This window comes from Variovorax sp. J31P207 (assembly GCF_030316965.1).
GTDB classification, from domain to species: Bacteria; Pseudomonadota; Gammaproteobacteria; order Burkholderiales; family Burkholderiaceae_C; genus Variovorax; species Variovorax ginsengisoli_B.
Genome location: NZ_JASZYN010000007.1, coordinates 424,729 through 450,791 on the forward strand (window position 1 = coordinate 424,729; position 26,063 = coordinate 450,791).

General features: G+C 70.4%; 18 protein-coding genes and 1 tRNA gene. 7 read left to right on the forward strand and 12 right to left on the reverse strand.

All coding sequences use genetic code 11. The features are described 5' to 3' along the window. Positions 1-31 precede the first annotated feature (31 nt). From QTI68_RS25125 to QTI68_RS25140, 4 genes are all read left to right on the forward strand, one after another. Complete coding sequence (locus tag QTI68_RS25125; RefSeq protein ID WP_286525478.1) at positions 32-1,918, forward strand: autotransporter assembly complex protein TamA; 1,887 nt, start codon at positions 32-34, stop codon at positions 1,916-1,918. Beyond that, positions 1,919-5,989 carry a translocation/assembly module TamB domain-containing protein gene (locus tag QTI68_RS25130; protein WP_286525479.1) on the forward strand — a complete coding sequence of 1,357 codons (4,071 nt, stop codon included), beginning with the start codon at positions 1,919-1,921 and terminating at the stop codon, positions 5,987-5,989. Between the two features lie 27 nt (positions 5,990-6,016). Continuing rightward, positions 6,017-6,091, forward strand: a tRNA-Arg gene (locus tag QTI68_RS25135). 205 nt (positions 6,092-6,296) lie between these two features. Further along, on the forward strand, positions 6,297-7,361 hold the full coding sequence (locus tag QTI68_RS25140) for an NUDIX domain-containing protein (RefSeq protein ID WP_286525480.1): 1,065 nt from the start codon (positions 6,297-6,299) through the stop codon (positions 7,359-7,361). Between the two features lie 256 nt (positions 7,362-7,617). Here QTI68_RS25140 and QTI68_RS25145 read toward each other — a convergent pair whose 3' ends face one another. The 6 genes from QTI68_RS25145 to QTI68_RS25170 are packed head-to-tail and all read right to left on the reverse strand — an operon-like array spanning position 7,618 to position 12,121. After that, positions 7,618-8,364 carry a lysophospholipid acyltransferase family protein gene (locus tag QTI68_RS25145; protein ID WP_286525586.1) on the reverse strand — a complete coding sequence of 249 codons (747 nt, stop codon included), beginning with the start codon at positions 8,362-8,364 and terminating at the stop codon, positions 7,618-7,620. Then, complete coding sequence (locus QTI68_RS25150; protein WP_286525481.1) at positions 8,361-9,635, reverse strand: dihydroorotase; 1,275 nt, start codon at positions 9,633-9,635, stop codon at positions 8,361-8,363. Before QTI68_RS25150 ends, QTI68_RS25145 begins: the two co-directional genes overlap by 4 nt. Further along, a complete protein-coding gene (locus QTI68_RS25155) occupies positions 9,632-10,594 on the reverse strand; it encodes an aspartate carbamoyltransferase catalytic subunit (protein ID WP_286525482.1) in 963 nt (320 codons plus the stop codon). Before QTI68_RS25155 ends, QTI68_RS25150 begins: the two co-directional genes overlap by 4 nt. Next, positions 10,594-11,091 carry a bifunctional pyr operon transcriptional regulator/uracil phosphoribosyltransferase PyrR gene (gene pyrR / locus QTI68_RS25160; RefSeq protein ID WP_286525483.1) on the reverse strand — a complete coding sequence of 166 codons (498 nt, stop codon included), beginning with the start codon at positions 11,089-11,091 and terminating at the stop codon, positions 10,594-10,596. The genes QTI68_RS25155 and pyrR overlap by 1 nt, the downstream gene beginning before the upstream one ends. After that, positions 11,088-11,525: a Holliday junction resolvase RuvX gene (ruvX, locus tag QTI68_RS25165; protein ID WP_286525484.1), complete on the reverse strand. Its 438-nt coding sequence runs from the start codon at positions 11,523-11,525 to the stop codon at positions 11,088-11,090. The genes pyrR and ruvX overlap by 4 nt, the downstream gene beginning before the upstream one ends. Then, entirely contained in the window at positions 11,522-12,121 is a 600-nt protein-coding gene (locus tag QTI68_RS25170) for a YqgE/AlgH family protein (RefSeq protein WP_286525485.1), read from the reverse strand. Before QTI68_RS25170 ends, ruvX begins: the two co-directional genes overlap by 4 nt. On the opposite strand from QTI68_RS25170, the gene QTI68_RS25175 reads away from it, so the two are divergent. Next, the gene (locus tag QTI68_RS25175; RefSeq protein ID WP_286525486.1) at positions 12,120-13,625 is read left to right on the forward strand and encodes a cryptochrome/photolyase family protein; all 1,506 of its coding nucleotides are present in this window, start codon (positions 12,120-12,122) and stop codon (positions 13,623-13,625) included. The genes QTI68_RS25170 and QTI68_RS25175 overlap by 2 nt on opposite strands. 21 nt (positions 13,626-13,646) lie before the next feature. Here QTI68_RS25175 and QTI68_RS25180 read toward each other — a convergent pair whose 3' ends face one another. From QTI68_RS25180 to QTI68_RS25205, 6 genes are all read right to left on the reverse strand, one after another. Next, on the reverse strand, positions 13,647-19,754 hold the full coding sequence (locus tag QTI68_RS25180; RefSeq protein ID WP_286525487.1) for a hybrid sensor histidine kinase/response regulator: 6,108 nt from the start codon (positions 19,752-19,754) through the stop codon (positions 13,647-13,649). A 16-nt stretch (positions 19,755-19,770) separates the two neighbouring features. Next, complete coding sequence (locus QTI68_RS25185; RefSeq protein ID WP_503011733.1) at positions 19,771-22,050, reverse strand: methyl-accepting chemotaxis protein; 2,280 nt, start codon at positions 22,048-22,050, stop codon at positions 19,771-19,773. Between the two features lie 72 nt (positions 22,051-22,122). Beyond that, a complete protein-coding gene (locus tag QTI68_RS25190) occupies positions 22,123-22,656 on the reverse strand; it encodes a chemotaxis protein CheW (RefSeq protein WP_286525489.1) in 534 nt (177 codons plus the stop codon). A gap of 32 nt (positions 22,657-22,688) precedes the next feature. Then, positions 22,689-23,054 carry a response regulator gene (locus QTI68_RS25195; RefSeq protein ID WP_286525490.1) on the reverse strand — a complete coding sequence of 122 codons (366 nt, stop codon included), beginning with the start codon at positions 23,052-23,054 and terminating at the stop codon, positions 22,689-22,691. After that, the gene (locus tag QTI68_RS25200; RefSeq protein WP_286505950.1) at positions 23,054-23,449 is read right to left on the reverse strand and encodes a response regulator; all 396 of its coding nucleotides are present in this window, start codon (positions 23,447-23,449) and stop codon (positions 23,054-23,056) included. The genes QTI68_RS25195 and QTI68_RS25200 overlap by 1 nt, the downstream gene beginning before the upstream one ends. An 80-nt stretch (positions 23,450-23,529) precedes the next feature. Further along, complete coding sequence (locus QTI68_RS25205) at positions 23,530-23,700, reverse strand: rubredoxin (RefSeq protein ID WP_007838397.1); 171 nt, start codon at positions 23,698-23,700, stop codon at positions 23,530-23,532. A 111-nt stretch (positions 23,701-23,811) separates the two neighbouring features. On the opposite strand from QTI68_RS25205, the gene thiD reads away from it, so the two are divergent. Beyond that, positions 23,812-24,771 carry a bifunctional hydroxymethylpyrimidine kinase/phosphomethylpyrimidine kinase gene (gene thiD / locus QTI68_RS25210; RefSeq protein WP_286525491.1) on the forward strand — a complete coding sequence of 320 codons (960 nt, stop codon included), beginning with the start codon at positions 23,812-23,814 and terminating at the stop codon, positions 24,769-24,771. Next, positions 24,771-26,060, forward strand: coding sequence for a glutamate-1-semialdehyde 2,1-aminomutase (gene hemL, locus QTI68_RS25215; RefSeq protein ID WP_286525492.1), 1,290 nt, complete (start codon positions 24,771-24,773; stop codon positions 26,058-26,060). Before thiD ends, hemL begins: the two co-directional genes overlap by 1 nt. Positions 26,061-26,063: the final 3 nt, after the last annotated feature.

Sequence of the window (26,063 nt, forward strand, 5' to 3'; positions counted from 1 at the left end):
GGGCCTCTGCGCATGCTGTCAAAATCCCCGCATGCTTAGGGTGGTCCGTGTTCATGCGCCGGCGTGGTGGCCGGCGTTTTTATTTGCAGCCGCTCTTCTACTGTCGGGTTGCAGCCTGTTGCCCCAGAAGGACGCAGCAGAATCGGACGCGACCCCCAGCACCGTGGCGAGCGCAGGCGGCATCGCCGGCACGGCGTTCACGGTCGATGTCCAGGCCGACCCCGCCGCGGTGCGCGAGTTCCTCGAACGCCACCTCGAAATCCAGCGCTTTCGCGAGCTCGACGACCTCGGCGCGGTCGAGATCTCGCGGCTGATGGTGGCGGCCGAGGCCAATGCGCGCGAACTGCTCAACACCCTGGGCTACTTCACGCCCACCCTCACGCTGGAGCTGCGCGAGACGCCCGGCGGCAAGGCGCCGCGGGAGGTCAGGATCACGGTCGAGCCCGGCCCGCTGACGCGGGTGAGCAGCGTGCAGATCGACTTCAGCGGGCCGATCGCCGAGAACCCCGCCGCCGAGGCGCAGCGCGACGCCATCCGCACCGGCTGGGCGCTGCGCGCCGGCCAGCCCTTCAACCAGCAGGCCTGGGACGCCGCCAAGACCGCGGCGCTGCGCACGCTCACGGCCCGGCGCTACCCGACCGGCAGCATCCTCGCCAGCAAGGCCGAGATCGACGCCGACCGCAGCGAAGCCAGGCTCGGCGCGACCTATGAATCCGGCCCGGCGTTCCGCTTCGGGCCGCTGGTGGTGAACGGCAGCCAGCGCTATCCGGTCGACAACGTGCGGCGGCTGGCGCGGGTGCCGACCGGCGCCGAATACGACCAGCAGCTGCTGCTCGACGCCCAGCAGCGGCTGGCCAGCAGCGGCTACTTCAACTCGGTGTTCCTGACGCTGGACACCACGACCGATCCGCAGGCCGCCCCGGTGGTCGCCCAGCTGACCGAGGCGCCGCTGCAGCGCGTGGTGCTCGGCGTCGGCTTCACCACCGACAGCGGCGCCCGGCTGTCGATCGACCATTCGCACAACGACATGCCGCTGCTCGGCTGGCGCGCGGTGTCCAAGCTCACAATCGACCGCGACATGCAATCGCTGGGCACCGAATGGACCGCGATCCCCGACGACAGCGGCTGGCGCTCCTTTACATCGGGCCAGCTGAAGAGCGAAGTCTCGGGCAGCTTCACTGTCGACAGCGGTCGCCTGCGCGGCGGCCGCAGCCAGGGCGGCGACCACATCGACCGCAGCATCTTCCTGCAGTACGACTATGCGGTGAATCGAGGCTTCAACCCGCCGCCATCGGCCTCGGCCCTGTCCCTCAACTGGGGCTGGACCGGCCGCTACTTCGACAACGCGGCGGCGCCGACCCGCGGCCAGGGGGTCGCGCTCGAACTGGCTGGCGGCTACACGCTGTCGGGCGAGCAGCTGCCCTTCACCCGGACCTACGTGCGCTGGATCGGCTTCGTCCCGGCCGGCAGCGTGAGCAACGACGACGGCACGCAGCGGCGCAACGCCCGCATCCAGTTGCGCGCCGAGGCCGGCGTGGTGAGCGCCGCGGACCGGGCCCAGATCCCGTCGACCTTGAACTTCCTCACCGGCGGCGACACCACGGTGCGCGGCTACGCCTACCGCTCGATCGGCGCGGTCAAGCCCGACGGCCAGGTCATCGCCGGGCGCTACCTCGGCGTGGCGAGCATCGAATGGCAGCGCCCCTTCGTCTACCAGGGCCAGCTGACCGCCTGGGACAGCACGGTCTTCATCGATGCCGGCGCGGTGGCCGACCGGCCGGCCGAATTGAGCGCCAAGATCGGGGTCGGCGTCGGGGCCCGCTGGGCCAGCCCGATCGGCCCGGTCCAGATGGACCTGGCCTACGGCATCGACGTCCATGCGTTCCGCTTTCACCTCCGACTCGGCTTCACTTTCTAGATGCGCTCCGACGACGCCACCGACGCCCCTGCCGCCACGCCGCCGCCGCGCTCGCGCGGGCGCCGTGCGCTGCGCGCATTCGCGTGGGGCCTGACCGGCCTGGTGGCGCTGGTGCTGCTGCTGGGCGCGGGCGCCTGGTGGTGGCTGGGGTCCGACCAGTCGCTGGCCTTCGCGCTGGCGCGCACGGCGCGCTACCTCCCGGCCGGTCAGACCCTGGAGAGCCGCGACGTGAGCGGGTCGCTGCGCGCCGGTGGCCGCATCGGCTGGCTGCGCTGGGAGAGCGAGAGCCTGGCGGTCGAGGTCCGGGATGCCCGCATCGGCTGGCAGCTGGCACCCCTGCTGCGGCGCCGGGTGCAGCTCGGCGAAGTCCACGCCGCGCAGCTGCTGATCGAGCGCCGCGCCCCGGCCGAAAGCAAGCCGGTCGAGCCGCTCGAGCAGCTGGTGCTGCCGGTGGAGATCGAGCTGCCCTTCACCATCGACGACCTGCGCTGGGCCGGGCCGCCGGCGCTGCAGGCGACCGGGCTGGCAGGCAGCTATCGCTACAGCGACGCCCACCACCAGCTCGAGATCACCGCGGTCGACATCGCCGACGGCCACTACGGCGCCCAACTGCGCCTGCAGGGGCCGGCGCCGATGGCGCTCGACGCCACGCTGAACGGCCGGGTGCGCGCGCTGCTGGCGCAGGACCGCAGCCTCGACGTGCGGGCCGAGGCGAAAATCCAGGGCCAGCTCGCCGGCCCCGACGCGCGCCTGGCGGTGACGGCCGAGCTCCATCCGGTCGACGCCAGCGCCGACCAGCCCATGCAGGCGCAGCTGCAGGCCACCCTGGCACCCTGGCAGCCGCAGCCCGTGATCGACGCCAAGGCCGCGCTGCAGAACATCGACCTGGCCACCCTCTGGCCCGAAGCGCCCGCCACGCTGCTGAGCGGCGAGATCGACGCCGGTCCCGACGCGACCGCCGCGCCCGGCGAATCACTTTGGCAGGCCAGCGCGCAGGTTCGCAATGCGCTGCCGGGCCCATGGGACGAGACCAGGCTGCCGGTCGAGCAGCTGGACGTCCGGGCCCGTTTCGACGGCAGCACCTGGACGCTGCCGCAGCTCAGCGTGCGCGCCGGCGGCGGCCGCATCGACGCCGAGGGCAGCTGGGGGCCCGCGCCGGCGCCCTGGCAAGTCGACGCCACCGTGCGCGGCGTCAGTCCCGGCGCACTTCATACCCGGCTCGACGGCGCGCCGGTCAACGGCCGCATCCAGGCCGGCCAGACCGGCGATGCCCTGCAGTTCGACGTCGCGCTGCAGGCCGAGGGCGGCGCCGGCGGGGCGGGCGAGCTGCAGGGCCTGCGGCTCGAACGGGCGCTCGCCAAGGGCCAGTGGCAGGACCAGGTGCTCGACCTGCGCAGCCTGCGCGTCGAGGCCCGGGGCGCCAGCATCGAAGGCCGGCTGCAGGTGCGGGTCGACGATCAAGCGGCTGGCGGCCGGCTGAACCTGGCCGTTCCCGGCGCCACGGCGCTGGTCGACGGCCGGATCGCGCCGAACACGGGCGGCGGCGACGTCCAGGCCCGGATCGACGACGCGGCGGCGCTGCAGGGCTGGATCGAAGGCCTGCCCGAGCTCGGCCCCCTCTTCGGCGGCACCGCGCTCCAGGGCAGCGCCCGGCTGGACGCCAGCTGGAAGGGCGGCTGGCAGGCGGTCCAGCGCCGGCTGCAGGCCCTCAACGAGCCCGCGCCGCGCGGCGGCGCCGAACCCACGCTGCAGGCCACGCTGGCTATCCCCAGGCTCGAGGTGAGGCTGCCGCCCTCCGAGGCGGCGGCGCCGAGCCCGATCGTGCTCAACGGTGTGCGTGCCGAGCTGTCCGGCAGCCTCGCCAAGGCCACATTGGCCCTGAAGGGCGAAGCCGTGACGGGCAGCCGCAAGATCACGCTCGACACCCGGGCCAGTGCCGGCATCGAGCGCCGGGACCAGTGGAGCGCGGCGCTCGCCAGCCTGCGCGTGCAGGCACTCGACAGCGCGCGGCCGGATGTCGCCCCCTGGGTGCTGGAACTCGGCAGCCCCGTCAGCCTGAAGGTGCGCACGGCCTCCGGCGCCAACCCGCGGCTCGACCTCGAAGCCTCCGCCGCGGCAGCGACCCTCAAGGGCCCGGCACCGGGCACGGTCAGGATCGACTGGCAGCCGCTGCGCTTCAGCCGCACCGGCACCGAGGCGGGGCGGGCCTTCCGGCTGCAGTCCAAGGGCCGGCTGCAGGGCCTGCCGATGGCCTGGGCCGAGCTGCTCGGCAACGGCGAGACGCTGGCTCAGGTCGGCTTCAGCGGCGACCTGCTGTTCAACGGCGACTGGGACATCGACGCCGGCGACACGCTGCGCGCCAAGGCCCGCCTGACGCGCGAAAGCGGCGACCTGCGGGTACAGGCCGGCGAGGCCGCGCTGGTCACGCGCATCCGCAGCCATGGCACGGGCACCGCCAGCGAACGCACCATGGATGCCGCGGGCCCCGGCGCCAGCACGCCGGCCGGACTGAAGCGCGCCGAGTTCGTCCTCGACGCCGAAGGCGACACCGTGCGCGCCAACCTGGCCTGGGACAGCGAGCGGGCGGGCGAGATCCGGATCGAGGCCAGCACGCGGGTGCAGCAGCGCCAGGGCGGCTGGCACTGGGCCGACGACGCCCCGCTGGCCGGCCGCGTCACGGCGCGGATGCCGAACCTGGGCGTCTGGTCGATGCTGGCGCCGCCAGGCTGGCGGATGGCCGGCACGCTCGACGCCGATGCCACGCTCGCCGGCAACCGCAGCGAGCCGCGCTGGAACGGCACCCTGGCCGCCGACAAGCTGGCGCTGCGGGCGCTGGTCGAAGGGCTGGACCTGCGCGACGGCCGGCTGCGCGCCACCTTGGCGGGCAACCGGGTCGAGATCACCGAATTCACGCTCAAGGGCGGGGCCGGCGCGCAGACGCGCATCCCGGGCCAGAGCGGCAACCTCAGCACCGCGGCCAGCGAGGCGGCGCGCGACGGCGGCACCCTGTCGGCGCGCGGCGAACTGGGCTGGGGCGCGGCACCGGTGGCCGGCGCCGGCAGCGGCATCCGGATGTCGATCCAGGCCGATCTGCGGGCGCTGCGCGTGCTGGTGCGTGCTGATCGACAGCTCACGCTGTCGGGCAAGCTGCAGGCCCAACTCGCAAGCGGCCAGTTCACGGTGCGGGGCGACATCAAGACCGACCGCGCGGTCATCATCCTGCCCGACGAGACCGCGCCCAGCCTGGGCAGCGACGTCGTGGTCCGCTCGGCGGCGATCGATCGCGAAGCCGCCGAGGAGGCCAAGCGCCGGGCCGCCGAAAACCAGAGCGAAGTCGCCCGGGCGGAGACCGCCAAGCCGCCGGACATCGCGCTGAGCTTCGACCTCGGCGCCGACTTCGCGGTCCAGGGCCGCGGCATCACGACCCGGCTGGCCGGCAAGCTGGACATCCGCAGCACCGCCCTGAACGCACCGCCGCGCATCACCGGCGAGGTCCGGACCGTCGCCGGCCAGTACCGCGCCTACGGGCAGGCGCTCAACATCGAGACCGGGATCGCGCGCTTCAACGGCCCGTTCGACAACCCGCAGCTCGACATCCTGGCGATCCGTCCCAACATCTCGCAGCGCGCCGGCGTCGCCATCACCGGCACCGCGCAGTCGCCGCGCGTGCGGCTGTATTCGGAGCCGCAGCTGTCGGACCAGGAAACCCTCAGCTGGCTGGTGCTGGGCCGGGCGTCGGCCACCAGCGGCGGCGAATCGGTGCTGCTGCAGCAGGCCGCGCTGGCGCTGCTGGGAGGTCTTGGCGGCAGTGGCGGCGGTGGGCTGGCAAGCCGCTTCGGGCTCGACGAGATCGGCTTCAAAGGTCCGGGCAGCAGCGGCGACGTCCGCGACTCGACAGTCACCGTGGGCAAGCGCATCGCGCGGGATTTCTATGTCACCTACGAGCGCGGCCTGGGCGGCACGCTGGGCACGCTGTTCATCTTCTACGACCTGACCCGGCGGCTGACCTTGCGGGCACAGGCGGGGCAGCAAAGCGCTGTCGACCTGATCTTCACGGTGCAGTTCGACTAGCCGAACTGTTAAAGTTCGGGCGCGCTCGTCCTCGTAGTTCAATGGATAGAACGGGGTCCTCCTAAGACTCAGATACAGGTTCGATTCCTGTCGAGGGCACCAGCCAAGTCACCGATTCGACAAGAAGAAATCCGGCGCCAGCCACCGTTCCAGCATGCAGGACCTGATCAACCAAGCGACCGTGCTGGCCTACAGGTTCGCCGGCTATGCGCTGCTGAACTGGGCGGACGATGCCGCCATCCTGGCATTCATGTTCTGTTGACGCGCCGCCGGCCAGGCTGCGCCGTTCCCGATTTCAAGGCCATCTGTGCACCCTCGCAATCCATCGGACGCCGCGGTCGTCATTGGCCGCTTCCAGCCCTTCCACGACGGCCATCTGTCGCTGGTCGAGCGGGCACTCGAAGCCGCGCCGCGCGTGGTCGTGGTGATCGGCTCGGCGTACCAGGCCCGCTCGCCCAAGCTTCCCTTCACCTGGCAGGAACGCGCCGAGATGATTCGCCTCGCGCTCCCCGAAGCGCAGCGCCCGCGGCTGCACTGCGTGCCGGTGCGCGATCGTTTCGACGAGATCCGCTGGCTGGCGGACGTGCACCATGCGGTCGCGGATGCGCTGGGGAGCATCGAAGCGTCCCCGGCGCCCAAGCTGACGCTGGTCGGCCACGCCCGCGATGCCACCCGCGACTACCTCGACGCGTTCCCGGCGTGGACGCTGCTGCGGGCGGACGAAGTGCCGGTGCGCCGTGCCAGCCGCATGCGCGACGCGCTGTTCGCCTCGCCGGACGAGGCACTGGCCACGCTCGCAGGCGAACTGCCTCCGGGCACCATCGATTTCTTGCGCGCCTGGAGCACCGGGCCGCATTTCGAGGCCCTGGCGCAGGAAGCGGCGCTGTTGAGAGCGTACGAGGCGTCCTGGGCCTCGGCGCCCTACCCTCCGGTCCTCGTGACGGTCGACTGCGTCGTCCGGTGCGCCGGCCACGTGCTCCTGATCCGCCGCGGGCAGGCGCCCGGCAAGGGCCTGCTCGCGGTGCCGGGCGGCTTCCTCGAACAGCGCGAGACCACGCGGCAGGCGGCCCTGCGGGAGCTCGATGAAGAAACCCATCTGGCGCTGCCGCCGGCCACCCTGCGCGCCTGCCTGAGAGCCACCGACGTGTTCGACCGCCCGGACCGCAGCGCACGCGGCCGCACGATCACCCATGGTCACTTCTTCGACCTGGGAGAGCGCGAGCTGCCGGGGCTGCGAGCCGACGATGACGCCGCTGCCGCGCACTGGACGCCGATCGGGGCGCTGGCCGCGCTGGAAGACCAGTTCCTGGACGACCACTTCCAGATGCTCGACCACTACCTGGGCCTGTTGCCTGCCCCGGCCGCCCTGTAGGCAAGCACCCACGCGCTCCAGTTGCTTTTTCCGGCACCCGATGCGCAGGCGCCGCCCTAAGGTGCAAGCACTGACACCTACTGGAGACCCCTCATGAAAAGCATCGTCCTCTGGCTCTGCGGCGTGCCGCTCGTCGTGATCATCGGATTGAAGGTTTTCGGGGTTCTCTGAACGACGATTCCTCCTCCCGGCGCCCTCGGCGCCGTTGCGCAGCACCCCTCGGGGTGCTGCCTTTTTTTGGGCCGGTCGCCCAGGGCTATCTGAGTTCGCGGCGCAGCGACTGAACGTCGGCATGCAGGGACTTCGCCCACCCCCGGCGATCGCGCCCCGTCGACGGCTGGGCCTCGCCGAAATGCACGATCGCCAGCAGCGGCGGCGCCTTCAGCGTGTTCCACAGCGAAGCGAGCAGGTTGTCGTCGTCCACATAGCGCGGCGCATCGCTGTTCTGGCCACTGGCCGCATCGGCGAAGCGCAGCGCCGCCGGCTGCACCGGCGCCCCCGACGAGATCGCCGCCTGCAGCAGGTTGGCATGGAAGGGCAGCAAGCCGTGGCCGTCGCTGGTCGTGCCTTCGGGGAAGACCGCAATGATGTCGCCCGCGCGCAGCGCCTCGGTCATGTGGTGCACCACCCGCACCGCGTCGCGCCGGCGCTCGCGCTCGATGTAGAGCGTGCCGGCGCCGGTCGACAGCGTGCCGATCACCGGCCAGTGCCGGACGCTGGCCTTGGAGACGAAGCGAACGTGGCGGGCGGCGTGGATCGCCACGATGTCTAGCCACGACAGGTGGTTGCACACCACCAGCACCGGCCCATGCGCGGGCGGCGTGCCGTGCACCGTGAGCCGGATGCCCATGATGTTGAGCAGGCGCTCGGCCCATTGCTGGACGCACTGCGCACGCTCGGCCGGCGACAGGCGCTCGAATCGGAAGCGGATCGTCCACCACCCTGAAAGCATGTGCACGATCGCACGCAGCAGCCTCCAGCTGGCGGAGAGCGACTGCATCAGCCGTGCACCACCCGGCCGCCGACGAGCGTGAAGCGGGCCCGTCCGCGCATGGCGTAGTCGCCGAAGGGCGTGTGCTTGCCCTGGCTCTTCAGCGCTTCGGGGGTGACCTGCCACTCGTGCACCGGGTCGACCACGCAGAGGTCGGCGACACCGCCTGCGGCCAGGCTGCCGACGCCCGGAGCAGCCAGCAGCCGCGCCGGTGCCGCCGTGACGACCTCGATCGCGCGCATCAGTCCGGCGCCGCTCTGCTCGCCCCACTTGAGCGCCAGCGGCAGCAGCAGCTCGAGGCCGGTGGCCCCGGCCTCGCTCTCGGCGAACGGCAGTGTCTTGGCATCGGCCTCGACCGGCGTGTGGTCGGACACCAGCGCATCGATGGTGCCGTCGGCCAGCCCGGCCGACAGCGCATCGCGGTCGCGTTGCTGGCGCAGCGGCGGGCTGAGGCGGGCGCGGCTGTCGAAGAAGCCGATGTCGGTGTCGGCCAAGTGCAGCGAATTGATACTGACGTCGCAAGTGAGCGGCAGACCCTCGGCCTTGGCCGCTCGCACCTGCGCCACCCCGGCCGCGCTCGACAGCCGGCACAGGTGGACCCGCGCGCCGGTGCTTCGCATCAGCTCGACGATGGTGAAGATCGCGATGGTCTCGGCCGCCACCGGCACGCCCGCCAGGCCGAGCCGGGTCGCCAGCGGCCCGCTGGCGGCGACGCCGCGGCCGAGGTCGCGCTCTTGCGGGCGCAGCCAGACGGTGTAGCCGAAGGTGCTCGCGTACAGCAGCGCGCGCTGCAGCACCTGCGTGTTGCCGAGCGGCACTTCGGCCTGGCCGAAGCCGATGCAGCCGGCCTCGGTCAGCTCGGCCATCTCGGTCAGCACCTCGCCGGCCAGCCCGCGCGTCAGCGCGCCGAGCGGGAACAGGCGCGAACGCTGCATCTTCTCGGCCCGGAACTTGAGCATCTCGACCAGGCCGGGCTCGTCGAGCACCGGGTCGGTGTCGGGCGGGCAGACCAGGCTGGTGACGCCGCCGGCCACGGCCGCGCCCATCTCGCTCTCGAGCATGCCCTCGTGCTCGTAGCCGGGCTCGCGCAGCCGTGCGGCGAGGTCGACCAGGCCGGGCACGACGACGCAGCCCTGCGCATCGAGCGTGCGCTCGGCCCGGAACTCGGGCGAGACCTCGCCGATGGACTGCACCCGGCCGTCGGCGATCGCGATGTCGGCCTGGCGGTCGAGGCCGGAGGCCGGGTCCAGCACCCGGCCGTTGATGATCAGGATGTTGCTCATGCTTCGTTACCTGCGACGATGCTCATGACGGCCATGCGGACCGCGATGCCGAAAGTGACCTGCGGCAGGATCACGCTCTGCCGGCCGTCGACCACCGCCGAGTCGATCTCGACGCCGCGGTTGATCGGCCCCGGATGCATCACGATCGCATCCGGCTTGGCGAGCTGCAGCTTCTCGGGCGTGAGGCCGAAGGTCTTGAAGAACTCCTGCGACGACGGCAGCAGCGCGCCGCTCATGCGCTCGTTCTGCAAGCGCAGCATGATGATCACGTCGCAGTCCTTGATGCCCTCTTCGAGCGTGTGGCACACGCGCACGCCCATCTGCGCCATGTCGCTCGGCACCAGCGTCTTGGGGCCGACCACACGGACCTCGGCGCAGCCCAGCGTGGTGAGCCCGTGGATGTCGGAGCGCGCCACGCGCGAATGCAGCACGTCGCCGACGATCGCCACCGTGAGGTTGGCGAAGTCCTTCTTGTAGTGCCGGATCGTGTACATGTCGAGCAGGCCCTGCGTCGGGTGCGCATGCCGCCCGTCGCCCGCGTTCACCACGTGCACGTGGGGCGCCACGTGCTGCGCGATCAGGTAGGGCGCGCCCGACTCGCTGTGCCGCACCACGAACAGGTCGGCGGCCATCGCGCTCAGGTTGGCGATGGTGTCGAGCAGCGACTCGCCCTTGGTGGCCGACGAGCGCGCGATGTCGAGGTTGATGACGTCGGCCGACAGCCGCTTGGCCGCGATCTCGAAGGTGGTGCGGGTGCGGGTCGAGTTCTCGAAGAACAGGTTGAACACGCTCTTGCCGCGCAACAGCGGCACCTTCTTGACCTCGCGGTCGCTGACGCTCGTGAAGTTGGCCGCGGTGTCGAGGATGTGGGTGACGATGTCCTTCGGCAGGCCCTCGATCGACAGCAGGTGGATCAGTTCGCCGTTCTTGTTGAGCTGGGGGTTTCGCTTGTAGAGCATCAGGTGTTTTCCTCCACTTTGAAGCTGAAGGCGCCGGTGTCGCCGCGGGCCAGGGCCAGCAGCTGGGTGGCGGGCAGTTCGAGCTTCTGGGCCGCGAAGTCGGCCGCCACCGGCAGCTGGCGGCCGCCGCGGTCGATCATCACCGCCAGCCGCACGCAGGCCGGACGGCCGAAATCGAACAGCTCGTTGAGCACGGCGCGGATGGTGCGGCCGGTGTAGAGCACGTCGTCGAGCAGCAGCACGTCGGCGCCATTGACGTCGAAGGGCAGCGTGGTCTGCGCGCTGGCCGCCAGGCCGCGGCGGGCGAAATCGTCGCGGTGCATGGCCGAGGAGATGATGCCGGGCGCGCCGGCCAGGCCCAGGTCCTTTTGCAGCCGCTCGACCAGCCAGGCGCCGCCCGAGGTGATGCCGACCAGGCGGGTGTCGGGTCGCAGCAGGGATTTCACGCCGCGCAGCAGCTCGATATAGAGCGCCTCGGCGTCGGGGATTGCGTTCACGGGAGACTCCTCAGGAACTGTTCAAGGATGATGCAGGCCGAGGCGGCATCGGCGTCGCGGGCGCCGCCGGCCAACGCCTCGGTGGTGCTGTAGCGCTCGTCGACCTCGTACACCGGCAGGCGGAAGCGGCCGTGCAGCTGGCGGGCGAAGCGCTGCGCGGCCCGGGTGTTGTCGTGCGGCGCGCCGTCGGGGTGAAAGGGTACGCCGACTACCAGCGCGTCGGGCTGCCACTCGCGGATCCGGGCCTCGACCTGGGCGAAGCGGGCGTCGCCCTCGGCCTTGATGGTGGCCTGTGGCGTGGCGCTGCGCAGCAGCCGGTTGCCGCTGGCGACGCCGGTGCGCTTCTGGCCGTAGTCGAAGGCCAGGAAACTTTGGAAATGGGCGGGAACGGGCGGGGAAGGCATGTTGCGGTCGGGCATCGCCGGATCGCTCATGCATGCCCCGCATCGGGCGACAAGGTCCAGGCCTCCAGGCCCAGCAGCGACAGCGCCTTGTCGTAGCGCTGCTCGACCGGGGTGTCGAAGATCACGGCCGGGTCGGCGCCGACCGTGAGCCAGCTGTTCTCGGCCAGTTCGGATTCGAGCTGGCCCTCGCCCCAGGCCGCGTAGCCGAGCGACACCAGCACCTTGCGCGGGCCGGCGCCGGTGGCCAGGGCCTCCAGCACGTCCTTGGAGGTGGTCATCTCGAGGCCGCCGGGGATCGTCATGGTCGAGGCGTAGACCGATTCGTTGGGCTTGTCGGCATCGGAGAAGACCGGCTCGTGCAGCACGAAACCGCGCTCGGTCTGCACCGGCCCGCCCTGGAACACCGGCGCGTTGCCGAGTTCGGGACGCGACAGGTGGAGCTCGATCTTTTCGAACAGCACGCCCAGGTTGATTTCGCTGGGCTTGTTGATCACCAGCCCGAGCGCGCCGCGTTCGCTGTGCTCGCACAGGTAGACCACGCTGCGATTGAAGGCCTTGTCTTCCAGACCCGGCATCGCGATCAGAAAATGATGCGTGAGGTTCATCGGTGCAGAATCAAGGGCCATGCCGCCCATTTTACTGGCCGTCGACAAGATCTATCCCAAGGGCCTCATGTGGTTTCGCCGCGACCTGCGTGTGGACGACAACGCGGCCCTCTACCAGGCGCTGCGGTCCTGTCGCCAGGTGGTGTGCGTGTTCGTGTTCGACCGCGCCATTCTCGACCCTTTGCCGCGCGTCGACCGGCGGGTGGAATTCATCCGGGAGTCGCTGGTGGAGCTCGACGCCGAGCTGCGCGGCCTGGGCAGCGGGCTGGTGGTACGGCATGCCGTCGCCGAGGATGAGATCGCCTTGCTGGCGCGCCAACTCGACGTCCAGGCGGTGTTCGCGAACCGCGACGACGAGCCCGCGGCCCTGGCCCGCGACGCCCGGGTGCTGGGCGCGCTGGCCAATGCCGGCGTGGCCTTCCACAGCTACAAGGACCAGACCATCTTCGAGCGCGACGAGGTGCTGACCCAGACCGGCCAACCCTACAGCGTGTTCACGCCGTACAAGCGCGCCTGGCTGGCCAAGGTCGACGCCTTCTACCTGAAGCCCTACCCGGTGCGCCGCCACGCCGATGCGCTGGCGCCGCTGCCCGACCCGCTGCGCGCGCCGGTGCCGGCGCTGGCCGACATCGGCTTCGAGAAGAGCAATCTGTCCGAGCTCGACATCCCGACCGGCAGCCAGGGCGGCGCCGCCCTGTTCGACGACTTCTTCCAGCGCATCGACCGCTACGACGCGGCCCGCAACTATCCGTCGGTGCGCGGCCCGAGCTACCTGGGGGTCCACCTGCGCTTCGGCACCGTGTCGATCCGCCAGCTGGCGGGCGTGGCGCACCAGCTGTCGCTGCAGGGGGATGCCGGCGCGGCGACCTGGCTCAGCGAGCTGATCTGGCGCGATTTCTATTTCCAGATCCTGGCCCACCACCCGCACGTGGCCGAAGGCGACGAGTCACGCAGCTTCAAGCCCGAATACGACCGTATCCAGTGGCACCACGGCAAGCATGCCGACCAGCTGTTCGACGCCTGGTGCCAGGGCAAGACCGGTTATCCGCTGGTCGACGCCGCCATGGCGCAGATCAACCAGACCGGCTACATGCACAACCGCCTGCGGATGGTGGTGGCGAGCTTTCTCTGCAAGGACCTGGGGCTGGACTGGCGCCGCGGCGAGCGTTACTTCGCCCTGCATCTCAACGACTTCGAGCTGGCCTCGAACAACGGCGGCTGGCAGTGGGCGAGCTCCAGCGGCTGCGACGCGCAGCCCTACTTCCGGATCTTCAACCCGACCACGCAGAGCGAGCGCTTCGACCCCGAAGGCAAGTTCATTCGCCGCTACCTGCCGCAGCTGGCGAAGCTGTCGAATGCGGCGATCCACGCGCCCTGGACCGCCAGCCCGGTGGAGCTCGTGGCCGCCGGCGTCGAGCTCGGGCGGAACTACCCGAAGCCGGTGGTCGACCATGCGGAGGCCCGCGAGCGCACGCTGCAGCGCTATGCGGTGGTCAAGGCGCAGGCGCCGCGCGAGAAGCGCTGACGCCCTCCTCGGCCGACAAGATCAGGCCGCCAGCACCGCCGGCAGCTCGACCCCGGTATAGCTCCGCACCAGCCGCAGCAGTTCGTCTTCCGAGTACGGCTTGCCCAGGTAGTGGTTGACACCCAGCGCCCGTGCATGGTCGTGGTGCTTCTCGGCGATGCGCGAGGTGATCATGATGATCGGCAGGTCGGCCAGCGACTGGTCGGCACGGATGTTGCGCGCCAGGTCGAAGCCGTCCATGCGCGGCATCTCGATGTCGGACAGCACCACCGCCGGCCGCTCCTGCTGCAGCCGTTCGAGCGCCTGCAGGCCGTCGGCCGCCAGCGCCACGCGGTAGCCTTCGCGCTGCAGCAGGCGCTGGGTGACGCGGCGCACCGTGATCGAGTCGTCCACCACCAGCACCAGCGGCACCTGCGGCACCACCGCCGCCTGCACGGCCACCGGCTCGGCGCCGCGCAGCGCCGGCTGGCGGCGGGCGGCGGCCTGGAATTCGCGCGCCTGCTCGCCATGCACCGCGGCCAGTGCCACCGGGTTGTAGATCAGCGCGACCGCACCCGAGGCCAGGACCGAGATCGCCGCCATGCCGGGCAGCCGCGACAGCTGCGGCCCGAGGTTCTTGACCACCACTTCCTGGTTGCCCAGCACTTCGTCCACGTGCAGCGCGACACGCTGCGCCGCGCTGCGCACGACCACGATCGTATTGGCCTTGGCCGGCGCACGCTCGCTGCGCGCCGAGGACTGCAGCAGCGCGCCGGCCCAGTAGAACGGGACCTGCTCGCCGCCAAAGGCGTAGCGCTGCTCGAGGTAGGCGGATTCGAGGTCCGAGGCGCTGGCGCGCAGCACCAGTTCGACCAGGTTGGACGGCACGCCGATCGAAGTGCCGCCGGCGCGCAGCATGACCACGTGCGTCACGGCAGTGGTCAGCGGCAGCACCAGCTTGAAGACGGTGCCCTGGCCCGGTTGGCTGTGGGTCTCGATGCGGCCGCCGAGGGCGGCGACTTCGGCCCGCACGACGTCCATGCCGATCCCGCGGCCAGCCAGCTCGGACACCTGTTCCGCGGTCGAGAAGCCCGGCTGGAAGATCAGTTCGGCCGCTTCGGCGGGGCTGAGCGACTGGCCTTGGGCCACCAGGCCGAGCGCCTGCGCGCGGGCGACGATCCGCTCGTGGTTCAGTCCGGCGCCGTCGTCGCGGAAGCTCACCGAGACGTCGTTGCCTTCGTGGTGCAGCTCGATCACGATCAGGCCGCTGGCATCCTTGCCGGCCTGCTCGCGCGCCGCCGCATCCTCGATGCCGTGGGCGACGCAGTTGCGCAGCAGGTGCTCGAAGGCCGGCGTCATCCGGTCCAGCACGCCGCGGTCCATCTCGATCGAGCCGCCGGTGATGTCCAGGCGCACCTGCTTGCCGGTGTCCTTGGACGCCTGGCGCACCACGCGGTAGAGCCGGTCGGAAATGCCCTCGAACTCCACCATGCGCGTGCGCAGCAGGCCGCGCTGCAGTTCGCGCGTCTGGCGGGCCTGGGCGCTGAGATCGTCTTCGGTCGCCTGCACCGTCTTCTGCAGCGTGCGCTGCACGGTCGCCACGTCGTTGACCGACTCGGCCATCATGCGGGTCAGTTCCTGGACCCGCGTGAAGCGGTCGAACTCGAGCGGATCGAAGCCCTGCTGCGAATCCTTGGCCTGCGCCAGGCGCGACTGCATCTGGCTTTCGGCCTGGACCTCGATGTCGCGCAGCTGCTGGCGCAGGCGGTCGAGGTTGCCGGTCAGGTCGCTGAGCGAGCTGCGCAGCTGGCCGATCTCGGCTTCGAGCCGCGAGCGGGTGATGATGACTTCGCCGGCCTGCGCCACCAGGCGGTCGAGCAGGTGGGTGCGGATGCGCACCGCCTGGCTCGACACCGCGCGCAGCGGCGTCAGGGCCGACGGCGAAGGCAGCGCCACCGCGGCGCGGTCGGCCGCGGGTGCGGCCACGGCGACCGGCGCTTCGGCCACGGCCGCGAGCGACGGCGGCTCGACCGGCTGGGGCGAGGCCGGCGCGGCCACCGCGCGCTGCACCAGTTCGGTCTGGATCGCATCGTCGGCGGCACGCAGCCCGTCGAAGGTGGCCTGCAAGGCGTCGAAGCGCGTCAGCAGCTTCTCGATCGAGGCCCGGTCGACGCCCACGGAGCCGAGCATTTCGATCTCGGATTCCATGCGGTGCGCACGCTCGCCCAGCCGCATCGCGCCCGCCAGCCGGGCACTGCCCTTGAGCGTGTGCAGGGTGCGCAGCGTCGACGAACGCGGCGCCGTGTCCTCGGGGCGCTGCGCCCAGTCGCGCAAGGCGGCGCCGAGCTGCGGCAGCAGTTCGGCCGCTTCTTCCTCGAAGATCGGGAACAGGTCGACGTCGACCGCGTCGGCCACGTCGATGGCGTCCTCGGAATCGTCGAGCGCCACGTCGGCCATGGCGTCGCGCACCAGGTGCGGATAGACCGGACGGGTGTCGAGCGGCTCGGCCGGCAGCACCGAGGCCGCCACTTCGCGCAGCGCGCGCAGCGTGCCTTCGACCGGATCCTTGAGGACGCCGGCGGCGAACTGGTGCAGCAGGCGGCGCAGCTCTTCGGCCGCACCGACCAGCACCGCGCCCTGCTGGGGCGTGCCGCGGCCCTGCATCTGCAGATGCTGCAAGGCGGCCTCGAGCAGGCGCGCCATGCCCGACAGGCTCTGGAAGCCGACCGTTGCCGAACTGCCGGCCAGCGAATGCGCGAGGCCGATCGTCGAGTCAGCGACCCGCTGGTGCGACTCGAGCGCCCATTCGCCGACTTCGGTGGCCAGTTGCCGCGACCATTCGTCGGCTTCGTTGAGATAGACGTTGTAGAGCGCGATGCCGATGCGCAGCGGCCCGATGACCTTGACCTGCTCCTCGGCGCTCGGCAGGGCCGGGCGCTCGGGTTCGATCTCGATCGGCGCCGCGGCCACTGGCGCTTCGGCCTCGGCCGCAACGGACTGGACGACGGGCTCGGGCTCGGGTTCGGGCTCGGGTTCGGGTTCGGGTTCGGGCTCCGGTTCGGGCTCGACCTCCGTCTCGGCGGCTTGCACCACCGGCGCCAATGACAACGGTTCGATCACGGGCTCGACCTCGAGCACCGGTTCGGGTTCCGGTTCCGGCATCGGTTCCGGTTCCGCCTCCGGCTCGGGCTCGGGCATCGTTTCAACCGCCTGCGACGGCTCGGCCGGCGCTTCGGTCTCCAGCCTCAATTCGAAGGACAGCGCCGGTTCTGCTTCGGGCTCGGCCGGGGCCGGGCGTGCCATGGGCTCGAGCGAAGTATGGACGGTCTCCAGGAAATCGACGTCCTCCAGCGTGCCCAGCTCGAGCGGCGCCTCAGGCGCCGGCGTACCGTCGAAATCCAGAAAGTCGGTCGACGCGAAATCGTCCGGGACCCGCGGCGCATCCTCTTCACGGGAGGCCTCCTGCAGGCCCGACCAGACGGTGGGCACTTCGGCGTCCGGCGCAGGCTCGACGGGTGCCGCCGCGACCGGCTGCTCGACCGCGGGCAGGTCGAGTTCGATCGGTCCGAGTTCGAGATCGGGAAGCTCCGGGAGCTCGAGCAGCGGCAGCGGTGCCTCGGGCACGACAGCGGGCGGCGCCGCCTCGGCCAGCGAATCGGCCGCGATGTGGCGCGCGGCGGCCACCAGCGCGTCGGCATCGGCCACGCGCGGCGTGGGCGCCAGCGGCTCGCCGGAGCGCAGGGCCTCGGCCATGCTGCGGAACGGCGCCGATTGCCAGCCGTGCGGCTGGTTGGCGGCGATGGCCTCGACCCACTTGGCGAAATCGGTCAGTGCGCTGCGCGTGCCGGCAATCAGTTCCGGCGTCGCCGGGCGCTGGTCGGCCAGCCAGGTGTTCAGCACCTGCTCGAACGACCAGGCGGCCTCGCCGAAGTCCATCAGCCCGACCATGCGGGAGCTGCCCTTGAGGGTGTGGAAGGCGCGGCGCAGCACGGTCAGCTCGCCATCGTCGTCCGGGCGCGACGACAGCGCGGACACCGCGGCCAGGCCGTTGTGCAGCACTTCGCGCGCCTCGTCGAGGAAGATGTTCTGGAGGTCGTCTTCCTCGAGCTCCGTGACTTCGGTGTCGGGCATCAGCCCGTCGAGCGGCGCCGGTCCGGTGATCTTCGCGGTCCAGCTGGCGGTCGCGCGGCTGAACTCCTCGATCGGCGACGGCGCCGGCTTGCTGCGCCCGCCCGGGGCGGCGAGGGCCGCCAGCTTGGCCGCGATCTGGGCGTCGACTTCCTCGACGCTCAGCACGGTGTCGGTCACGGCGACCGGCCCGGAGGCCGAGGCGAAGGACGGCGCCGGCGCCGGCGCCGCGGCCGCGGCCTCCGGCGCGCCGGCTTCGGCGGCTTGCCGGCCCATCAGGGGCTTGAGTTCGCCGAGTTCGGCATCGAACACGAACAGGCGCTTGGCCAGTGCCGGCTGGTAGCTCAGCATGTCGATCAGGAAGCCCAGCGCGCCCAGGTTGTTGCCGAGCGAATCGAAAGCGCGGATCTCGTCGGCGGGCGACTCCTCGGCCATCAGCTGGTCGACGTTCTCGCGCATGCGCTGCACGGTCTGCGCGGCCTGGTCGAGGCCGAGCACCGAAAACACGCCGCGCATCTGCAGCAGCTGGCTCGGCACTGTGCGCAGCAGGCCCTTTTCGGTCGGCCGGCGGAAGAACTGGTCGAGCGACTTCTCGAGCTCGCTCAGGTGGCTGCGCAGCTCCCCGACCACGGTGCCCATGGTCTGGCGGTCGCTGACGCGGCGGTAGAGCTCCTCCATCCAGGGCTCGAGCGGCTCCGAGCGGCCGCCGTCGCGCGCCCGCTCGATGCGGCCCGCGAGCTGGACGGTGCGCGCCGTGAGCTGGCGGTCGTGCGGATCCAGGTCTTCGAAGGCGGCCTCGAGGTAGAGCACCGAGGTCGCGACTTCCATCGCCAGCTCGGTCGCCGGCGGCTGGCCCGAACGCAGCGAAGCCTCGACCGCATTGTTGAGCGCCTGCACCATCGGCGCGCTCGGCGGATGCAGTTTCTGCAGCGATTCGCCGAGCTGCACGAATGTGTCGGCCACCTGCCGCGTGCGGCTCACGTCGCCGCCCGAGAGCGCCGACCACATTTCCTTGGCCGACTCGATGCGCTTGCGCGCCTGCGCCAGCACCAGCGGGTCGAAGCGGCCGAATTGTTCGATCGTGTAGTCGACGGTCTGCTCGTTGGCCACGCCCCAGGCGATGCGCACCGCGCGCAAGGTGGCGGCTTCGTCGCGCGGACCGGGCACGGCCTGGGCGCAGAAGAACAGCAGGTCCTGGCCCAGCCGGTCGGAGACCGTGTTGTCGCCGCGCGCCAGCGTGGCGTACTGCAGCAGCACGCGCGAGGCGGCCCGCTTCACATGGGCATCGGCCGGGATCAGCGCCAGCGCCAGGGCTTCGAAGAAGCCGGCCGCCAGGGTCCAGAAGCTCGCGACCCGCGGCACCGAGGCGCCGCGTCCGAGACCGAGGCACAGCGCCTGCAGCCGGCGGGCGGCGTGATCGTCGCCGCTCTTGACGACCTTGAGCACTTCGCGGTCGAGCTTGGAGCGCACCGCCGGGTCATAGACCAGCGCGGTTTGCGTGGGCGCCGGCTTGATCTCGACCCAGCGCCAGGTCATGCTCCAGAGGTCGGCCGGATGGACCCGCTCGTTGCCGACCAGTTCGAGCACCTCGCGGTACTGCGGGAACAGCGCCACCGACGAGACCACCTTGCCGGCGATCATCGCGTTGAGGAAATCGGCGACCGCGAAGCCGGCGCGGTCGATCTTCTGGACCGCGGCCTCGTTGCAGCGCAAAGGCTCGGAGGCGAAGCTCTGGACCGCGAACTCCATCGCCCCCAGCACCAGGGCCGGCGCCGTATGGCCCACCATCTGGAGCGCGCCGACCGCCTGGTGCAATTGCAGGCGGGCCTGGCGCAGCGGCGCGGTGTCGAGCTCGGAACCCGGCAACGCCGTGGCCGCCTCGCGGGCGAAGCGGCGCAGCGTCTTGCCTACCCCGTCGAGCGTCTTCTGGATTTCTCCCAATACCCAGGCCAGCGGCCCAAGATCCTCGGTGGCCGGCGCGTGGCCGGCTGGTTGGGCGGTGGCGGGGCTTTGGATCGACACGTTGGGCGCTCGGCGTTCAGGCAATCTTGAAACGAGACACGGACTGGCGCAACTCTTCGGCCATGTGCGAGAGCTCGCGCACCTGCTGCGCGGTGGTCCGCGTGCCTTCGCCGGTCTGTTCCGTCACGGCGAAGATGTGCTGGATGTTGGCCGCCACCACGTTGGCCGAATCGGCTTCGCGGGAGGCCGACTGCGAAATCTGCTCGATCAGGTCGGCAAGGCGGCGCGACACGCGGTCGATCTCCGACAGCGCGGTGCCGGCGTTGTCGGACAGCTTCGCGCCTTCGACCACGCCCTGGGTCGAGCGCTCCATGGCGCCGACCGCGTCCTGGGTGTCGGTCTGGATCGCCTTCACCAGCGCCGAGATCTGGCGCGTGGCGTCGGCGGAGCGTTCGGCCAGCCGCTGCACTTCTTCCGCCACCACCGAGAAGCCGCGACCGGCTTCACCGGCCGATGCGGCCTGGATGGCGGCGTTGAGCGCCAGCACGTTGGTCTGTTCGGTAATGTCCGAGATCAGCTCCGTGATTTCGCCGATCTCCTGAGACGACTCGCCGAGGCGCTTGATCCGCTTGGAGGTTTCCTGGATCTGGTCGCGGATCGAGTTCATGCCGCCGATCGCGTTCTGCACCGCCTGCAGGCCCGACGAAGCGGCTTGCAGCGATTGCCGCGCCACCGTGGCCGATTCCTGTGCCTGCGAGGACACGCCGTTGATGCGCTCGGCCATGGTCAGCACCGACTGGCCGGTTTCGCGGATCTCGCGCAGCTGTTCGGTCGAGGCCGCCAGCAGCTCCGTCGAGGTGCTTTCCACCTGCGAGGTGGTCTGCGCCACGCGGGTCGCCGTGTTCTGCACGTTGCCCACCAGCAGGCGGAGTTCTTCCACCGTGTAGTTCACCGAGTCGGCGATCGCGCCGGTGATGTCCTCGGTCACGGTGGCTTCCTGCGTCAGGTCGCCTTCGGCCACCGTCTGCAGTTCGTTCATCAGGCGAAGAATGGCGGCCTGGTTGGCGGCGTTGACGCGGCTCGCGTCCTCGCTCACGCGCTCGGCCTCGACCCGGTCGCGTTCCGCCGCGGCGGCCCGTTCGCGGCCTTCGCGCACCTGCACGAAACCGATCGCGCCGGCCAGCGCCAGGGCGGCCAGCGACAGCACGAACAGCATCACGACCGTGCCGGCGCCCAGGCCGGTGCGGGCCGAGAGCTTGTCCTGCAGGTCGCCGAGCGAGGTGCGCAGCGGTTCGCTGTCGGTCAGGATCGCGGCCTGCGCTTCGCGCGCGGCGACCAGGCCCTGCAGGTTGCCCAGGATGGCGCCGGCCTGCGTGCGGGTCGTTTCGTAGGTCTTCAGGATCGCTTCGAGCTGCTGGCGGGTCTGCGCGTCGCGGGTGCCCGGCAGGCGTTGCTGCGGGCTGCCGTCGAGCAGGCCGCGGGTGATTTCCTGGAAGCTGTTCAGGTCCTTGCCGAGCAGGAACACGGCGTCGGGGCTCACGCCTTCGACCGTCAGGAACTCGTTGGCCGACTTGCCGATGCGCTGGGTCAGCATCACGAGCTGGCCGGCGGCCGAGATCTCGGGGATGGTCGCGTTCTGCTGCATCTTGAGCGACGCCACGGTCTCGGCCATCTCGAGCAGGTCCGACGACTGGCGGTTGATGTCGCGCAGCGCGGTGCCGACCTGCGTCAGGATCTTCTGCTGCGCCAGCACGGCCTTGGCACTCTTGTCGGCGCGCTCGACCAGCGGGTTGATCTTGCCGAGCTCGGTGTCGTACTGGCTGCCCACTCGCTCCAGCTTGAGCGCGTCGTCGCCGTTCGTCAGGCCCTGCACGCGTCGCGTCAGGTCGTCGGCGCTGTCGCGCACTTCGGTGAAGGCGCCGACGTTGCCGACCAGCGCCTGCGACACCGACTTGGCGAGCCGCTGCGACTGCATCAGCGACTGGCCTGTGGCGGCCACCTGCTGCGCCAGCCGTTCGGCCCGCAGGATGGCGGAGCCGGCCACCAGCAGCAGCAGCAGCACCACGCCGGCCAGGGCCAGCGCCAGGATCCGCTGCTGGCGCGCCGGGCTGGCGCGCTGCGAGCGCCTGGAGCGCGCGCCTGGCGGCCGCTCGGCACCGGCACTCTCAACCGGCGCCGCCGCCTCTTCGCTCTGCACCACCGTGTCCTCCAGCGGCACCGGCTCGGGCTCGGGCGCCGCGTCGCGTCGCACGTGCTCGACCCTGTCCTCCGCCGTCTGCACGGTTTCGATGCTGTCCAGCGACAGGGTGGCGGCGCTGTCGCCGCCCACCGCCACCGGGTTGCCGCCCTGCGGCATGAATTTCTTGAACTTGTCGGCGATCGAGCTCACGGTCGGTCCTTCAGGTTGTAAACGTGCACGGCTGGCCGCTCAGGCGCCGATGCTCAGGAACTGGGGTTGCTGGGACAGCGCCTGCAGGTTGATCTCCTGCCAGCGGCCTCCGGCGGCGTCTGTGTACGAATGTCCGAGCCAGGGCGGGGACTCTTCCTGCGGCGCCTCGGAGGCCACGAAGGCGTCGACGCCGCGCAGGCCGACCAGGCGGTCGATCAGCAGGGCGCAGTTGACTTCGAGCAGCTCGTTGAGCGCCACCAGCCGGGACTGCGCGCGGGTCGCCTCGTTCAGCACCGGTGGCGCGGCGGCGCCGGTGGCGAAGGTCGACAGCTGCACGACGCCGAACAGGCCGCCGCGCAGGTTGGCCACGCCGAGAAACCAGGGCGCGGTGTAGGGCACGGACTGCGGCGCCACCCAGGGAAAGATCTCGCCGGCATGCCCGAGCGGGAACAGGTACTTCGCTTCGCCGGCCTCGACGGCCAGCCACGAGGCGGAAACGTCCGAGGTGCGCGCGGCCTGCAGGCGGCTGGCGAGCCGGGACTGGAAAGCACGGAGAGCGTCGCGGTTGGCCATGGGCGGGTTGGATGGACGAGGGTTTCGATCGATCAGGCCAGGGCGCTGATCTTGGCCATCAGCTCGGTGGCATTCACCGGCTTGACGATGTAGTCGCGGGCGCCCTGGCGCATGCCCCAGACCCGGTCCGTTTCCTGGTTCTTGCTGGTGCAGAGAATGATCGGCACCGCAGCGTACTGCGGATTGCGGGCGATGGCGCGGGTGAGCTGGAAGCCGTTCTGGCCCGGCATCACGACGTCCATCAGGATCAGGTCGGGCTGCTCTTCCTCGAGCCGGCGCATCGCGTCGTCCGCGTTCTCGGCCGTCTTGACCGAAAAGCCGTTCTTCTGGAGCAGGTCGGTGAGGAACAAGAGTTCCGTCTTCGAATCGTCGACCACGAGCACTTTGCGAATCGCCATTACGGGGTTTCCTGAACGAGACCGAACTGCTGCACGGCATGCAGCAGCTGGTCCTTGGTGAATGGTTTGGTGAGGTAGTCCTGCGAGCCGACCATGCGGCCGCGCGCCTTGTCGAAGACGCCGTCCTTGGAGGACAGCATGACGACCGGGACGTTGGAGAAGGTCGCGTTGCGCTTGATGATGGCGCAGGTCTGATAGCCGTCGAGGCGCGGCATCAGGATGTCGCAGAAAATCAGGTGGGGCTTGTGGTCGTTGACCTTCGACAGGGCGTCGAAGCCGTCCTCGGCGAGCAGCACTTCATGGCCGCCCTGCTTCAGGAAGATCTCGGCGCTGCGCCGAATGGTGTTGCTGTCGTCGATGACGAGCACCTTGTAGCCGGATCCATTCGCGCTCATTCGCACCGCTCCTGTATGACACCTTGCAGACCGCTGCGCCCCCTCTCAGGATCGCAGGAAGCGCGGCCCTATGCCATGCTTCAGATCTCAACCATCTCGAAATCTTCCTTGCGTGCCCCGCATTCCGGGCAGGTCCAGTTCATCGGAACATCCGCCCATGCCGTGCCGGCCGCAATACCATCCTCTGGCACGCCGACCGCCTCGTCATAGATCCACCCACAAATCAGGCACATCCAGGTTTTCGTATTCATCGCAGCTTAAGGTCCCTGTTCATCAAATGCAACGATCGTATCCAAACGTATCAACAATTCGCGTGACAAGCGTCTCAGTTATGCCACCATCTGTTGAGCCCTGATTTGAGTATGAAAACTTATCTACTACCACCAGAGCACGACCGCAAAGTGAGCGATCTTACCGACCCCTCGGACGACACCGAAGCCGACGACGCCGATTTGAACCCACCCTGCGTGCTGGTCTTCAATGCCAGCGATCCGAGCGGGGCCGGCGGCCTGGGCGGCGACGCCCTGGCCATGGCCTCGGTCGGCGCCCACATGCTGGCGGTCGTGACCGGTGCCTACGCGCGCGACACGGCCGAGATCTTCGACCACTTTGCCTTCGATGAAGAGGCGGTGGCCGAGCAGGCGCGCTCGATCCTCGAGGACGTCGAGGTGCAGCTGATCAAGGTCGGCTTCGTCGGATCGCCCGAGAACCTCAGCACGGTGGCCGAGACCGCGACCGACTACCCCGAGGTGCCGGTGGTCGCCTACATGCCGAACCTCTCGTGGTGGGAAGACGCCCAGATCGAGGCCTACCTGGATGCCTTCCGCGACCTGGTGCTGCCGCAGACCACGGTGCTGGTCGGCAACCACAGCACGCTGTGGCGCTGGCTGCTGCCCGACTGGAGCGGCGAGCGGCCGCCGACGGCGCGCGACATCGCGATGGCGGCCGGGGAATTCGGCGTGCCCTACACCCTGGTCACGGGGCTGATGCTGCCGGACCAGTTCATCGACAACGTGCTGGCCTCGCCGCAGGCGGTGCTCGCGAGCGAGAAGTACGAGCGGCTGGACGCCGTGTTCGCCGGCGCCGGCGACACCTTGTCGGCCGCGCTGGCGGCGCTGCTCGCCAGCGGGACCGACCTGGTCGCGGCCACCGGCGAGGCGCTCAGCTACATGGACCGCTGCCTCGACGCCGGCTTCCGCCCCGGCATGGGCCACGTGCTGCCCGACCGCCTGTTCTGGGCCCAGCCCGAGGAGGACGAGGACAATGACGACCTCGCGTCCCCCACGGACTTCGCCCTCCCCCCGCACGACACCCGACACTGATGCCTGCCACCACCGACCAGAACGAGATCCTCTTCGAGCGCGCCCGCGCCGTCATTCCCGGAGGCGTCAATTCGCCGGTGCGGGCCTTCAAGGCCGTGGGCGGCACGCCGCGCTTCGTGAAGCGCGCCCAGGGCGCCTACTTCTGGGATGCCGACGACAAGCGCTACATCGACTACATCGGCTCCTGGGGCCCGATGATCCTGGGCCATGGGCATCCGGCCGTGGTCGAGGCGGTGCAGCGCGCCGTCACCGAAGGCTTCTCGTTCGGCGCCCCGACCGAGCGCGAGATCGAGCTGGCCGAAGCCATCCTGGCGCTGGTGCCGTCGATGGAGATGGTGCGCCTCGTGAGCTCGGGCACCGAGGCCGCGATGAGCGCGCTGCGCCTGGCCCGTGGCGCCACCGGCCGCAAATACATCATCAAGTTCGAAGGCTGCTACCACGGCCATGCCGATGCCCTGCTGGTCAAGGCCGGCTCCGGCCTCGCGACCTTCGGCAACCCGACCTCGGCCGGCGTGCCGCCCGAGGTGGTGCAGCACACGCTGGTGCTCGAGTACAACAACCTGGCCCAGCTCGAGGAAGCCTTCGCGCTGCACGGCCACGAGATCGCCTGCCTGATGATCGAGGCGATCGCCGGCAACATGAATTTCGTCCGTGCCAGCGCGGCCTTCGCGAAGCGCTGCCGCGAACTGTGCACGCAGTACGGTGCACTGCTGGTGTTCGACGAGGTGATGACCGGCTTCCGCGTCGGCCTGCGCGGCGCCCAGGGCGTGCTCGGCGTCACGCCCGACCTCACGGTGCTGGGCAAGGTGATCGGCGGCGGCATGCCGCTGGCGGCCTTCGGCGGACCGCGCGCGATCATGGAACAGCTGGCGCCGATGGGGCCGGTCTACCAGGCCGGCACCTTGTCGGGCAACCCGGTGGCGACCGCCTGCGGACTGGCCACCCTCAAGGAGATCGCCAAGCCGGGCTTCTACGAGGCGCTGTCGACCAAGACCCGCTCCCTGGTCGACGGCCTGACGGCCGCCGCGGCCGCCGAGGGCGTGCCCTTCAGCGCCGACAGCGAAGGCGGCATGTTCGGTTTCTTCCTGCTCGACGCGCTGCCGCAGAACTACACGGCGGTGATGAAGAGCGACGGCACGAAATTCAACACGCTGTTCCACGGCCTGTTGGATCGTGGCGTCTATATCGCGCCGGCGCTCTACGAGGCCGGCTTCGTGAGCGCCGCGCACAGCGACGACGACATCGCCGCCAGCATCGACGCGGCGCGCCAGATCTTCAAGACGCTGTAGCCG

Coding starts and splice junctions, on each gene's coding strand:
- QTI68_RS25125 (WP_286525478.1), top strand. CDS start 32: ATGCTTAGGGTGGTCCGTGTTCATGCGCCGGCGTGGTGGCCGGCGTTT.
- QTI68_RS25130 (WP_286525479.1), top strand. CDS start 1,919: ATGCGCTCCGACGACGCCACCGACGCCCCTGCCGCCACGCCGCCGCCG.
- QTI68_RS25150 (WP_286525481.1), bottom strand. CDS start 9,635: ATGAGCAACATCCTGATCATCAACGGCCGGGTGCTGGACCCGGCCTCC.
- QTI68_RS25155 (WP_286525482.1), bottom strand. CDS start 10,594: ATGCTCTACAAGCGAAACCCCCAGCTCAACAAGAACGGCGAACTGATC.
- ruvX (WP_286525484.1), bottom strand. CDS start 11,525: ATGAGCGATCCGGCGATGCCCGACCGCAACATGCCTTCCCCGCCCGTT.
- QTI68_RS25175 (WP_286525486.1), top strand. CDS start 12,120: ATGCCGCCCATTTTACTGGCCGTCGACAAGATCTATCCCAAGGGCCTC.
- QTI68_RS25170 (WP_286525485.1), bottom strand. CDS start 12,121: ATGGCCCTTGATTCTGCACCGATGAACCTCACGCATCATTTTCTGATC.
- QTI68_RS25185 (WP_503011733.1), bottom strand. CDS start 22,050: ATGCCGCAGGGCGGCAACCCGGTGGCGGTGGGCGGCGACAGCGCCGCC.
- QTI68_RS25190 (WP_286525489.1), bottom strand. CDS start 22,656: ATGGCCAACCGCGACGCTCTCCGTGCTTTCCAGTCCCGGCTCGCCAGC.
- QTI68_RS25195 (WP_286525490.1), bottom strand. CDS start 23,054: ATGGCGATTCGCAAAGTGCTCGTGGTCGACGATTCGAAGACGGAACTC.
- QTI68_RS25200 (WP_286505950.1), bottom strand. CDS start 23,449: ATGAGCGCGAATGGATCCGGCTACAAGGTGCTCGTCATCGACGACAGC.
- QTI68_RS25205 (WP_007838397.1), bottom strand. CDS start 23,700: ATGAATACGAAAACCTGGATGTGCCTGATTTGTGGGTGGATCTATGAC.
- thiD (WP_286525491.1), top strand. CDS start 23,812: ATGAAAACTTATCTACTACCACCAGAGCACGACCGCAAAGTGAGCGAT.
- hemL (WP_286525492.1), top strand. CDS start 24,771: ATGCCTGCCACCACCGACCAGAACGAGATCCTCTTCGAGCGCGCCCGC.